The organism is Enterococcus sp. DIV1083b, from assembly GCF_051713705.1.
GTDB classification, from domain to species: domain Bacteria; phylum Bacillota; class Bacilli; order Lactobacillales; family Enterococcaceae; genus Enterococcus_D; species Enterococcus_D casseliflavus.
This window is the reverse complement of sequence record NZ_JBIOQJ010000001.1, coordinates 313,900-327,856: the sequence shown is the minus strand read 5'-3', so window position 1 is coordinate 327,856 and position 13,957 is coordinate 313,900. Positions and strand designations below refer to the sequence as shown.

Below are 13,957 nucleotides of genomic sequence, written 5' to 3'. Positions count from 1 at the left end.
TCCTCCTCTATGCTTGATCTGCTGCAAAACTACCGCCTTCACGCACTTCTTCTAAGCGCACGGACACGGTCTTCGACACTCCAGATTCTTGCATGGTCACACCATACAACACATCTGCTGCCTCCATCGTTCCTTTACGGTGAGTTACGACGATAAACTGTGTATCATTTTGGAAAGCACTCAAGTAATGACCGAAACGAGAGACATTGGCTTCATCCAATGCTGCTTCCACTTCGTCAAGCACACAAAACGGTACTGGACGAACTTGAATAATGGAAAACAATAACGCAATCGCAGTCAGTGCCCGTTCGCCCCCTGATAGCAAGCTGAGGTTTTGCAATTTCTTGCCCGGTGGTTGGGCTTCGATCTCGATCCCAGTGTTCAATAAATCTTTCGGATCTGTTAAGACTAATTCCGCATGACCGCCGCCAAACATATTAGGAAATACTTGTTTGAATTGCAAACGGATCGCATCGAAGACTTCGCCGAAACGGGTTTTGACTTCTTCATCCATTTCAGACATCGTATCAAACAGCTGTGCTTTAGCCGACAGCAGATCGTCTCGCTGACTCGTCAAGAACAAATGCCGTTGATTGACTTGCTCATATTGTTCGATCGCATTTAAATTGACTGGACCAATTTGCTCGATCGCTTGTTTTAGTTCCTGAATGTCGACTTTGGCTTGTTCTGCATCCTCAATTTCAGGGAAATCTTGCGCTGCCTTTTCAAAGGTGAGATTGTATTCTTCTTGTAAATACAACAAACGATTATCCATCACCAATTCTGCGCGATTTTTTTCGATCTCAACTTCGGTTTTTTCTGACAGCTTTTCTTTTTGCGTTAAGTTTTCAGCACTCAGGGCTTCGTCTAATGCGCCGATTTCTTGTTGAACGACTTGACGTTGTTCACGAATCACCGTCAATTCCGCTGTTACCTGCTGCTTGGTTTTTGTGAAGGCTTCAATTCGCTGAAGAATGCTTTCTTCTGAAAACTCATGATCGCTGACGTTGCTTGTCAAGGCAGCTAACTGCCGTTCTAAGGAGAGTTGACGCGCTTCGTTTTCTTCTAATGCTTGATTCGTAGCGGCAATTTTTTGCTGCAAATGCGCCACTTGTTCTTTTTGAACTGCGAAAGCTGCCTGCAAGCGCGCACTTTCTTGTGCTAAGGTTTGGCGTTTTTCCTCGATCAAGTCTTCTTCGGCATTCATTTGATGAATATCTTGGTCGATTTTCGCCAATTGCGCTGCAATATTCTTTTGCTGTTCTTCCAAGCTCGTCTTCTTCTCATCATATTCCTCAAAGAAGGCTTGCACTTCGCGATGTTCAAAATCAAACACTTGCTGCTCTTGCTTCAAGCGGCTCAGGTCATTCTCAAGATTTTGTAAGCGGCTTTGCAGCTCATGCTCCGTCATGCGAGCCTGTTCTCCTTGCGTCCGCAATTCTTCTAATGCTGCTTGTGCTTCTTTGGTCGCTGCTTCAAAATGCTGGACTTGCTTTTCCGTTTTTAAAAGCCGCTCATCCAGTTGCGCCGCTTGTGCCGTCAATTGTTGCAGCTCGTTGCTTTGGCTAAACAAACTACCGGCATTTTTCTTCGTTGCGCCACCCGTCATGGAACCGCCAGCATTCATGACATCCCCTTCTAAGGAAACGACCCGATAGCTATAGTTCAATGCCCGTGCTAACGCATTGGCACTTTGCAAGTCTTCGGCAATCAAGATACTGCCTAACAAGTTATCCGTAATCGTTTGGACGTGTTCCGGCGACTGGACCAATTCGCTGGCAACGCCGATAAATCCAGATACTTGCTTGGCTTGATTGCGGGCATAATCTGGCAAATGACGGGCTTTGATGGTCGTCAGCGGTAGGAAGGTTGCACGCCCCCCTCGATTTTCTTTCAAATACGTGATGGCTGCTCGCGCATCCCGTTCATTTTCAACGACGACATGCTGTGCAGCGGCGCCTAATGCGGTCTCGATCGCCACGGTATAGTCTTGCGGCACATCGATCAACTCCGCTACTGCGCCAACGATACCGCTGATCTGCTGTTTGTTTTTCAAAATCAAGCGAACGCCTTGATAAAAGCCGCTATAATTTTCTTGAATGTCTTGCAGACTGCGCTGTTTCGCTCGTACCTGCTGCACTTGACTCATTAACTGATACATTTTCTTTTGTTCTTCATCAAAGCGTTTTTTGTTGGTCTGAGCTTTTTCTTGAAGATGGATGTATTGCTTGCGTTGTTCTTCTAAAATCGCTTTAGCCTGCGTCAGCTGCTCTTCCACGATTTGCGCTTCCGTCGTCTTTTCTTTCAACGACGTATTCATTTGCGTCTGCTTGCTTAGCGCCGTTTGATTTTTCGCGGCTTCTTGTTGGTATTGACGCTCCAAGTATTTCAATTCGTTTCCAATCGTTGCCTGCTCCTGCATGGCTTCAACATATTGGCTACGCAACTCTTCAATGATTTCTTTTGCTGAACGTTGGTACTTTTCTTGCTCTTGCTGACACGCCAGCATCGCTGCTTCAACTTCCTGCACACTACGATTCTTTTGTGAAAGCAAGCCGATCAGTTCCGTTTTTTCTTCATTTAAAAGTGTGACCCGCTCTGTGACTTCCTCTAAAGTTTCTTGGTATTCGGCAGAGCTTTTTTGCGTATGCTTTGAACGTTCATCCAAGACTTCTTTTTGCCCTTCGGCTTGCTTCAGTCCTTCGGTGACCTCTAAAAGCTGCTGATTCAAACGCTCCAACGTTTCATCAAAAGCAGTACGTTGTTGCCGCAAAGAATGTAGCGACAGTTCCCCTTGGTTGATCTTTTCGGAAATCTGCGCCAGTTCTTGGTTAAAGGTACTCAGTTGAGCTTTGGCTGTCTCCCACGCTTCTTTTGCTTTCGTGATCTCTAAGACCGCATAGGCCACATCGACCGTCGTCAATTTTTCTTTTAACGCTAAAAAGCGGTTGGCTGCATCACTTTGGGCTGCCAGAGGCACCAACTGATCTTCTAGTTCATAAATGATATCTTGTAGACGGCTTAAATTGTCTTCAGTTTCAAACAATTTTTGCTCGGCTTTCTTTTTCCGCTGTTTGTATTTCAATACCCCCGCCGCTTCTTCAAAAATCCCACGACGGTCTTCTGGTTTGCTGCTGAAAATTGCTTCTACCTTGCCTTGGGAAATGATCGAAAATGATTCTTTCCCCAACCCAGAGTCCATAAATAACTCTTGGATATCCTTTAAGCGGCAAGCTTGTTTATTTAAGAAAAAGTCGCTTTCGCCGGTTCTTCTCAAGCGGCGAGTCACGCTGATCTCACTGTAATCCATCGGCAAGTAATGATCGCTATTGTCTAAAACGATCGTCACTTCCGCTATATTTAGCGCTCTGCGGGTGTCAGAACCTGCAAAAATAACATCAGGCATTTTGCCACCACGTAGATTTTTGGCAGATTGTTCTCCTAAAACCCAACGAATCGCTTCGGTAATATTGCTCTTGCCGCTGCCATTTGGTCCGACGACTGCAGTCACTCGATGTTCGAAATCAATGACTGTGCGGTCGGCAAAGGATTTAAAGCCGGCAATCTCTATTCGTTTTAAATACACTCCGCCAGTCCTCTCTTACTGTTCAAGATCCGCCAAGGCATTCGCAGCGGCGTCCTGTTCTGATAATTTCTTCGATTTTCCTTGTCCTTTTCCGATCAAGGTATCATCGCAATAGACTTCCGTCCAAAAAATCCGTTCATGGGCGGGGCCTGCTTCTTTGATCAAACGATAATTGATGGAAACATCGCCGCCACGCTGCAAGACTTCTTGCAAGCGGGTCTTGTGATCCATCTCATGGGAAAAAGCACCTGCTTTTACTTTTGGAAAGACAACTTTCGTCAAAAAGCCGCTGACACTTTCAAGTCCTTGGTCCAAGTATAACGCACCTAAAAAGGCTTCAAATAGATCACAAAGCAAAGAAGGTCGTTTACGACCGCCAGAGTTTTCTTCCCCTTTGCCTAGACGAATGTATTCATCGAATCGGCAATCTTTGGCAAACATGGATAAACTGTCTTCGCGAACGATTGCCGCCCGTAGCTTCGTCAGCTTACCTTCGGGCAGATCTGGCAATTCACGATACAAATACCGTGAAACGATCAACTCTAAGACAGCATCGCCCAAAAACTCTAAACGTTCGTTATCTGACAAGTGCAAGTTGCGGTGCTCATTCACATAAGATGAATGCGTAAACGCTTGTTCAAGCAGATCTACATCATGGAACACAATATCAAACTTTTCTTTTAGTTCTTTCGTTAATTGTGTATTCATTTGTCACATTCCTTCATTAGTTTATCGACACTTCCCTATTATACTGGTTTTTGCCGAATTATGAAATGTTTCCTCCAAATTCTTGGAAAGACTGTAATAAAATTTTATTTACTTAATCTTCTCCTGTATAAAAAAGCCTGTTTTCCTCAGATACTCGCAAAAAAACAGAAAAAAAAGACGTCCTGGAAAGGACGTCTTTTCATCGATCATTGATTAACGAGATTCAGCTGTAACTGAGACTGTTGCCCATGTGTTATGGTCTGCATCGTAGGCCCATGTAAAGTCTTTCACGCGGTTTGAAATTGGTAAAACTTCATTACGATAAAGTGTTGGGATTACAAATGCTTCATCAGCAGCATATTCTTGCCATGCATCAAATGCTTCTTTACGTTTTGTTTCGTCAAATGAATCTTTTGAATCAATTGCTTCTAAAAGCTTCGTGTTTTCTTCAGATTCAAAACGAGTGTAGTTGAATGCTGAGTTTGGTCCGTAAAGGCCAGTTGGAGAAGGATCTGATCCAGTTCCCCAAGCTCCTTGGAAGACATCAACTTCAGGATCATCATTTTTCAGCTTGTCATAGAATGCTTGGAAATCGATCAAGCGACCTGTTGTGTATTGTACATCAAGTCCGATTTCATTCCATTGTTGGATGTAGTAATCTGCTAATGGTTGAGCAGTTTCGCCACCTGACATTGAAGCAAAGTTGATGGTTAATTTCTCACCATTTTTGTCTTCACGCATGCCATCGCCATCGACATCTTTGTAGCCCGCATCATCAAGTAATTGATTTGCTTTGTCGATGTTCAATGTGTAGCCTTCTACTTCCGTATTGTGTAATGTACCAAATACTGGTGGGATTAATGTCGTTGCATTTGTACGTAAACCATTGTAGAAACGGCTTCCGACAGCATCATTATCTAATGCATAGCCCATTGCTTGACGCAATGATTTATCTGCCATTTTTGATTCAGGATCGTAATTAACTTTTCCTTCTTCATCATTCCAAGTTCCCATTTTGAAGCCGATATAAGTATAGGCTTGTTCAGGACGACCTAAGATTTGGTAACCATCAGTATCTTTGTAGGTTGGGTACGTATCTGTTGGCATTGACAATGCAATATCATATTGTTTCGCATTCAAAGCTTCTACGATTGAAGAAGTTGGAACAGCTTTAAATGATAATTTATCCATTTTAGGAGCGCCGCCATAGTAGTACTCATTTGGTACATACTCAACAGATTCTCCTGCAACAATATTTGACATTACATATGGACCAAAGACGATTGGTGTTTTACGAACAGGATCGCTTGATTCCATGTCTTTGACTTCAATTCCTTCAAAGGCGTGTTTTGGTAATGCTGAAGACCAAATACCGCCACCTGCTTGCATCATACCAGGATGAACTTCTTTGTATTGAATTTTAACAACTTTGTCACTTTCTTTGGTGATACCAGAAATTGTATCAGATTTGCCATCATGATAATCTTCCATACCAACAATGTTAGTAAAGTTATTATCGTAACGGATACCTGTATAATCTTTATGACCGATTACTTCATAAGAGAAGATCACGTCATCTGCCGTTACATCTTCACCGTCAGACCATTTCAAGTTGTCCCGCAATGTGATTGTTGCTGTGTTGTTCTCTTCGTCTAATTCAAGATTAGCCGCACCACCATCAACGATTCGGAAATCGGCGTCTGTTAAGAACAAACTTTCATTACTTGGTTGCATAAATTGGAAATCATAGTTATCTTGATAAAATTCTGTTTGGAACAACCCTTGGAACTGCGTATCCATCACTACTGCAACGTCCAATGTTCCGCCTTCGATTGCATCCTCGTCATTGTTGACTTCTGTTGGCATTGAGCTGATATCTTCTGTTTCTGTCGCTGCATTGCCGCCACCAGAAGAATCAGTTCCGCCGCCGTTGCTGCCACAAGCTGCCAATGCTAACACTGACAAAAGAGTGACCATACCAAAAATATTTTTCTTCATCCTGTATCCTCCTTGTTTATCCTAGTCGTTGACGCGCATCCGCTGAACGCTTAAATGCTTGACCAACGTAATTGATACTCAACATCAAGACTAAAATTAGAATTGATGCGGGTAACCAGATCCACTGTCTGTTGACCAGCACATCACCGCTGCTGGCATATCCGATCAGTGTTCCCAAACTTGGAACATTGGTCGGCAGACCAAAACCTAAGAATGTTAGTGTCGTTTCAATACCGATATTCGCTGCAAAGTTCATTGTTAAGTTGGTGATGATCAATGAGCTAAGGTTCGGCATGATTTCGCGGAACATGATGACAAAGTCATTGGTTCCGAGGGTTTTCGATGCACTAACATAGTCGCGACGGCCTTCTGAAAGGGTCTTACTTCGGAAGAGCCTTGCTTTTCCGACCCAGTAAAAGGCACTCATGACCCATATAAAGGTCCAAACGTTATAACGAGGTACGATCGATACGATAACGATAATGATCAGCATGATCGGTAAAATCATAACGAAGTCAACGATACGCATCAAAATATTATCAATGATGCCGCCGTAGTAACCTGAGATGATCCCTAGTCCGACCCCAACGATCGACGTAATGATCGTGATTGAAAAACCAATCAAGATTGAGTTACGCGCACCGATGATCAATTGTCCCCAAACATCACGGCCACCTTCATCCGCCCCTAAAAGGTAGGTGCCGCCGTTTGGCGAAATCGCGCCGGGTACAGCGTATTTATCAAGGATGCTGACACGCATCACTTGTGATTGGTCGATAACTGCTGAGCCGATAAACACGAACAATAAAACTGCGACTAACAACACTAGTGAAAAGATCGCCATTTTATCTTTTAAGAATTCGCGAAAAATCATTTTTAATCCCATAGGCGGGATGCTCTCTTGTTTTAGTACTTTTTCTTTCTTTTCAGACACATTTATCCCCTCCTATTACTGGATTCTGATTCTTGGATCGACAATACTCATGATGATATCTGATAGCAGCGTACCGATCAAGGTCGCTAGTCCTAAGATCAATGTCAGTGAAGTGATCACGGCATAGTCCCGTTGGACGATACTATCGATAAACAGTTTTCCGACACCTGGGTAAGCGAAGATTTTCTCAATGACCACAGAACCTGCGATCAATGATGTGATCTCGTAGCCCATTTGTGATGCGATCGGCAACGATGCATTACGGAAAACGTGACGTGAGAAGACTTTATTCGTTGGTACCCCTTTTGAACGAGCGGTACGAACGAAATCCAATGATTTCGAATCAATGACTTCACTTCGCAAGTATTGGATCGTCACTGCTGTTCCTAATAATGCAGAAGTAATCGCCGGTAATAGTAGGTGATACAAGCGACTCCAAAACTCAGCCATGCCGCTGACCCCCGGTGCAACGGAACCACCCGTTGGGAACCAAGCCAATCGATAACCGAAGATGAACAATGCGATCAACGCAAAGATAAACAACGGTACGGCGAAACTGAAGAAGTTGTAAACAACGACGACTTTATCAAGCAATGAATTTTGGTAACGTCCTGCCCACATCCCTAAAGGAATGGCAATCACGTAAGTCAAAATGACCGTCAATAAAGATAACCACAATGTATTGCTGATACGTCCTGCTAATAACGTTGAAACAGGTAATTTAAAGATGAAACTTTGCCCAAAGTCCCCTTTTAAGGCATTTCCGATCCAACGGAAATACTGGGTATACCATGGGTCATTCAAACCAGCGGCTTCACGCATCCGCTCAATAACAGCTGGATCTTGGTTTGGATTGATCAAACCAGTAAATGGATCCCCAGGCATTGCTTGTGCGATCAAGAAAATCAAGATACTCAAAATAATGACTTGCGGGATCATCAACAACAAACGACGTAGAATTGTTTTCCACATTATTCAGCACCCCCGTTTTTCAATGCGACTTGGTGCGACTCGGTGATTTTACGCAAGTCATACACTCTGCCAGATTCGTCGTAGTAATCTTTTTGATGGGTCACATATTCCAACTCGACCTTGCGGCGGTTTTCTTTGTGAGCATCGCGATTTTTTACGTCGATTTGAGGAATCGCTGATAATAAACGTTTTGTATAGATGTGACGCGGGTCTTGATAGATGTCTTCCCGTGTCCCGATCTCAACGAAGCGGCCTTTGTACATGATGGCGATATTGTCACACATGTGTTTTACGACCCCTAAGTCATGAGAGATAAATAAGAAACTTAAGCCAAATTCTTGCTGGATCCGTTTCATAAAGTTCAGCACCTGCGCTTGCACGGATAAGTCAAGGGCTGAAACCGGCTCATCGGCGACGATCAGTTTTGGATTGGATGCTACCGCGCGGGCAACCCCTAACCGCTGACGTTGGCCACCAGAGAACTCGTGAGGATATTTGTATAGGGCATCTTCTGGCATCCCAACGATATCCAGAAGGCTTTTCACTCGTTTTTTCTCTTCTTGATCGCTTAAGCGTTCAAAGTTGCGTAATGGTTCGGCGATAATGTCGACCACGCGTTTTTTAGGATTCAAGCTGGACATTGAATCTTGGAAAATCATTTGGACATCTTTGTTGTAGTTCATTTTTTTGCGGACGGAACGTTTGGTCACGTCTTGCCCATCATAAATGATTTCGCCACTGGTGATTTTTTCTAACCCAACGATGGCTTTCCCCGTCGTGGATTTACCAGAACCAGACTCACCAACCAATCCGTAGGTTTTTCCTTTTTCTATGATGAAGTCCACACCGTCAACGGCATACACATGATCCGTGACGCGGTTGAAAAATCCGCTGCGAATAGGATAGTGGACTTTCAGATCTTTAATTGTAATTAATTCTGTCATCTACACTTCTCCTTCTTCGTCTCTAAAATGAAAATGCTTGTAGCATGTGCAACGGACCAAATGATCAGGTGCTACTTCATGCAAGACTGGGTTTGCTTCGTGGTCGCTTTCAGGAATCCAAGGAATCCGTGCGGCAAACCGACAACCCGTCCGTGGCATATTTTTCAATGAAGGAACTACGCCTTCGATCACGTGCAGTTCACTGTCTTGTGAATTTTCTTGAGGGATCGAGTTAAGCAATGAGCGGGTGTATGGATGTTTCGGATTGGCAAACAACTCTTCGGCTGTTGCGACTTCCACAAACTGCCCCCCGTACATCACGGCTACTCGGTCGGCCATCTCTGCTACGACACCTAAATCGTGGGTGATCAAAATGATCCCCGTCTGTGTTTCTTCTTGCAAATCTTTTAGTAGATCAAGGATCTGTGCTTGGATCGTCACGTCCAACGCGGTCGTTGGTTCATCGGCAATAATGATTGGTGGTTTGCAAGCAATCGCGATCGCAATGATGACCCGCTGACGCATCCCACCAGACAATTCATGAGGGTATTGACGTCCTACTCGCGGCGGATTGGGAATCCCCACTTGTTCTAATAATTCTAATGCTCGTGCTTGACGCTGTTCGGCGGTCATATCCGTATGGTAGGATAACCCTTCTTTGATTTGATCTTCGATCCGCATCAAAGGATTCAGTGCAGACAATGGATCTTGGAAAATCATCCCAATATCATTTCCGCGAATTTTGTTGTACAGCGTTTCGTTTAAGTTTGACAAGTTTAAATCTTTATATAAGATTTCTCCGGTGATTTTCGTGTTGTTTGGGTCATGCAGCCCCATGATCGTTGTAGCTAACGTACTCTTGCCGCAACCAGATTCTCCTACGATCGCTAAGATCTCATTGCGATCCAGTGTAAAAGAAATACCATCTACTGCGTCATAGTAATCGTCTTTAATACGAAAACCTGTGTGAAGGTTTTGAACATCTAGTAATTGATTATCTCTGGACAATCGAATACCCCTCTCTACTTTCTAAGATGTCTTGCAATTTAATGTAAAAAAAGAAGGAACATGCATTTCATTTCCAAAAGCTTTCTTAACATTGTATAATATATTCTTAATAATTATATAGAAATGCCACCAATAATGCAAGTCCCAGAAAAGTTAATACACTGAATTTTCAGAAAATTTACATTACGCTTTCAACGCCGTCATGTCAGGTTTAACGATCGTTTTTTAGATTTTGATTTTAAAGAAAAGCCGCCCAAATCACAGCGGATCAATTATGAGAAAGAAAGAGCTAAGTCATCTAGGACTTAGCTCTTATGTCTGTCTTAAGCAAGATGGCTTGAAATATAATCAACCGCTCCACCGACTGTTTCGATCTGCTCGGCATCTTCATCAGAAATCTCGGTACCAAATTCATCTTCTAGTTCAAGGACGAATTCCATCACACTGATCGAATCAGCGTTCAAGTCGTCTTTAATGCTCATCGTATCCGTTACGTTCTCTGCGTCAATTTCAAAATGATTGGCGATCACGACCGCAACTTTCTTGAATACTTCATCTCGTGTCAACTGGCTTCACCTCCACGCGTTTGCACAAAACATAGAATGGCTAACAAACATTGTACTGCTTTCTATGCTTTTTGTCTAGATATTTTTGCAATTTCATTACAATCATTGCATTATGATTGCGTTTCGTCTTTGTCAGTCGGCATTTCTTCAAAATGGGCGACCAATTGTGCCACGACATCTGTCGCTAACATCGTATGGATCTGCTTGATGGTGTACGCCACCGCTTCTGGTCCTGTCGCACCATGGGTTTTGATGACTGGGGCTTTCAATCCAAACAATACGGCACCGCCGTGTTTCGCATAATCCATTTCATTTTTCACTTTCCGCAACGCATCTTTTAATAATAATGCGCCTAATTTCCCTTTGGCACCAGAATCGAGAATCGATTGTTTCAACAGCGCCATCAAATTCAAGGCGGTTCCTTCGATCGATTTCAAAACAGCATTTCCAGTAAAGCCATCTGTCACGACGACGTCAGCTGCACCATCCAATAATTCCCGAGCCTCGACATTGCCGATAAAGTGGATCGTCGGGTCTTGCGAAAGCAGTTCAAAGGCTTTTTTCGTTAATTCACTGCCTTTGGTTTCTTCCGTTCCGTTATTTAACAAGCCGACCCGTGGTCGATTGATCCCGCGAACTTTTTGGGCATAAAAGGACCCTAAAACGGCATAGTTTGCCAAATGTTCTGGTTTATTGTCGGCATTGGCACCTAGATCCAGCATGTCAAAGCCAGCATCTTTGCCGATCACTGGCATCGTGGACATCAATCCGGGACGGTCGATCCCTTTGATCCGACCGACAATAAACAAACCAGCCGCTAATAAGGCCCCAGTATTTCCAGCTGAAAAAATCGCATCTGCCTCACCATTTTTGACCGCTTGTGCTGCCAAGACCATTGAGGCGGTTTTTTTTCGTCTGATCGCTTTGACAGGTTCATCATCACTATTGATTTTTTCATCCGTGTGGATAATGGTGACATTTTTACCATCCGTCATGTATTTTTTGATTTCATTTTCTTTTCCGTAAAGGAGGAATTCAATCTCTGGAAAGTCTTTTTTTGCCAGCATGACTCCTTCTACGATCGCTTTTGGGGCGTTGTCTCCGCCCATTGCATCAACAGCAATCCGCATCTCGCTGCCACTCCCTTCATTTTCCCAATCAGTATAGCATATTCTTTAATCAAAAAATTGTTTGTCTGCTTTTTTTGCTGCTAAATAATTCGCCAATGCCGAAAATTCTGGCAACAGCTGCCAGCCATTTTTTTGCCAAAGCTGGGCAGCTTCGACTTGTGCCACTTCTAGAATATGGGCATCTGCGACCAAATCGGCAGCCGCAAACTCTGGCAAGCCCGATTGTCGATTGCCGAAGACTTCTCCTGGTCCTCGCAACTGCAAATCTTTTTCGCTGACTACAAAGCCGTTGGTGGTTTCTGTCATGATCTTCATTCGCTCGACCCCTGTCTCATTCTTCGGGTTTGCGATCAATATACAGTAAGAAGCATCAGCACCGCGCCCTACCCGTCCACGCAATTGATGAAGCTGGGCTAACCCGAAGCGATCGGCGTCAATGATCAGCATCACTGTCGCATTGGGGACATTGACCCCTACTTCGATGACCGTCGTGGAAACCAAGATCTGCAGTTGATTTTCTTTGAAAGCTTCCATAATGCTGTCTTTTTCTTGATTCTTCATTTTCCCATGCAGCATTCCCACTTGATAAGTAGGAGAAAAGTAACTTTGCAGCTGCTCATAAATCTCCGTGGCATTCTTGACATCCAGCATTTCGGATTCTTCGATCAAAGGACAGATGACATACATCTGATGCCCTCGTGCCAATTCTTTTTGCGCCCACTCTAAGATCGATTCAAACTGCGGCGGACGGACCCAGCGAGTCTCTACAGGAATCCGTCCTGCTGGCATTTCATCGATCACCGAAACATCCATTTCGCCATAAGCCGTGATCGCTAACGTACGAGGGATTGGTGTGGCGGTCATAAAGAGCACATCAGGCAGATAGCCTTTTTCCCGTAAGACTTTTCGCTGATTGACCCCAAAACGGTGTTGTTCATCGGTGATGACTAAGCCAAGATGTGCAAAGTCTACGCCTTCTTGAATCAGCGCATGGGTCCCAACGATGATGTCGATCTCCCCGGCTGCTAATTGTTCTAAGATGACTCGCCGTTCTTTTGGTTTGGTCGAGCCTGTCAAAAGAGCGGTGGTCACTTCTAAGGGGTCAAAGAGCTGATTCAAGCTTTCTAGGTGCTGCTGAGCCAAAATCTCAGTCGGCACCATCAGTGCGCCCTGAAAGCCAGCCGTCATCGTGGCATAAAGGGCGATCGCCGCCACGACTGTTTTTCCGCTTCCTACGTCTCCTTGCAAGAGTCGCTGCATGTGCTGCGGACTTTTCAGGTCATGGCAGATTTCATTGGTCACGCGCTTTTGCGCATTCGTCAATTCAAAGGGCAGTTTACGAGTAAACTCTTTCAAGCGTTGCACATCATAATCGATCGCCAAGCCGTTTTTCTCGGCTTTTTCGCTTTTCTTCAGTCCTTGGATCTGCATTTGGAACAAAAAGAACTCTTCAAAAATCACCCGCCGCTTCGCTTGATGGCTCTCTTGGGGATCTTTAGGAAAGTGCATCGCAAACATCGCGGATTTTCGATCCAACAAGCGATATTTTTCGATCAATGACAAAGGCAAGATCTCTGTGATCTGATCACCAAAATCAAGGAATGCCTGTTTGATCAGTTCGATCAACACACTTTGACGCACGGCTTTATTGACATGATAAATGGGGGCAAAGTCTTCTGCGCTCTTGCTGCCGAGAATTTTCATCCCCGTCAGTCCTTTGCGTTTGGCGTCCCATTTGCCATAGACGGCGATCTCTTCTGAGACCTCTACTTTATCCTTCAAATAAGGCTGATTGAAAAAGGAGACATTAAAGACATCGTGGTCTTGCATCATGCGAAATTGCAACCGACTTTTCTTATAGCCAAAGCGATTGACGACCGGCGGGGAAACGACGATCCCCTTGATCGTTACTTTTTCTTGGTCTTGAATCTCCGCTAATTGCCGTTCTTGAATGTCTTCATAACGAAACGGATAATACTTCAGCAGGTCTTCAATGGTTTCGATCCCTAAACTCGCCAAGTCTTGGGCGCGTTTTTCTCCGACACCCTTTAATACCGTAAGTGGCTGATTCAGCATAGGTACCCTCCTTTTCCAAAGTGATTTTGTTTATT

10 protein-coding genes are annotated in these 13,957 nt (G+C 44.2%); all 10 read right to left on the bottom strand.

Features of this window, described 5'->3' with window-relative positions; all coding sequences use genetic code 11:
• Positions 1–7: 7 nt before the first annotated feature.
• Entirely contained in the window at positions 8–3,586 is a 3,579-nt protein-coding gene (gene smc, locus IGI69_RS01545; RefSeq protein WP_422704964.1) for a chromosome segregation protein SMC, read from the bottom strand.
• Positions 3,587–3,601: 15 nt separating this feature from the next.
• Positions 3,602–4,294, bottom strand: coding sequence for a ribonuclease III (rnc, locus tag IGI69_RS01540; RefSeq protein WP_005227136.1), 693 nt, complete (start codon positions 4,292–4,294; stop codon positions 3,602–3,604).
• A 213-nt stretch (positions 4,295–4,507) separates the two neighbouring features.
• Positions 4,508–6,292, bottom strand: coding sequence for an oligopeptide ABC transporter substrate-binding protein (locus tag IGI69_RS01535; protein ID WP_422704965.1), 1,785 nt, complete (start codon positions 6,290–6,292; stop codon positions 4,508–4,510).
• 16 nt (positions 6,293–6,308) lie between these two features.
• Complete coding sequence (locus tag IGI69_RS01530; protein ID WP_153883525.1) at positions 6,309–7,178, bottom strand: ABC transporter permease; 870 nt, start codon at positions 7,176–7,178, stop codon at positions 6,309–6,311.
• Positions 7,179–7,241: 63 nt separating this feature from the next.
• Positions 7,242–8,198 (bottom strand): oligopeptide ABC transporter permease, encoded by a 957-nt coding sequence (gene opp4B / locus IGI69_RS01525; protein ID WP_005227132.1) that lies wholly within the window; start codon positions 8,196–8,198, stop codon positions 7,242–7,244.
• Entirely contained in the window at positions 8,198–9,142 is a 945-nt protein-coding gene (locus IGI69_RS01520; RefSeq protein ID WP_074934440.1) for an ABC transporter ATP-binding protein, read from the bottom strand. The genes opp4B and IGI69_RS01520 overlap by 1 nt, the downstream gene beginning before the upstream one ends.
• Positions 9,143–10,150, bottom strand: coding sequence for an ABC transporter ATP-binding protein (locus tag IGI69_RS01515; protein ID WP_005227130.1), 1,008 nt, complete (start codon positions 10,148–10,150; stop codon positions 9,143–9,145).
• Between the two features lie 323 nt (positions 10,151–10,473).
• On the bottom strand, positions 10,474–10,716 hold the full coding sequence (gene acpP, locus IGI69_RS01510) for an acyl carrier protein (RefSeq protein WP_005227129.1): 243 nt from the start codon (positions 10,714–10,716) through the stop codon (positions 10,474–10,476).
• A 110-nt stretch (positions 10,717–10,826) separates the two neighbouring features.
• Positions 10,827–11,846: a phosphate acyltransferase PlsX gene (gene plsX / locus IGI69_RS01505; protein ID WP_422704966.1), complete on the bottom strand. Its 1,020-nt coding sequence runs from the start codon at positions 11,844–11,846 to the stop codon at positions 10,827–10,829.
• A gap of 45 nt (positions 11,847–11,891) precedes the next feature.
• A complete protein-coding gene (gene recG / locus IGI69_RS01500; protein WP_438739457.1) occupies positions 11,892–13,922 on the bottom strand; it encodes an ATP-dependent DNA helicase RecG in 2,031 nt (676 codons plus the stop codon).
• Between the last annotated feature and the right edge of the window lie 35 nt (positions 13,923–13,957).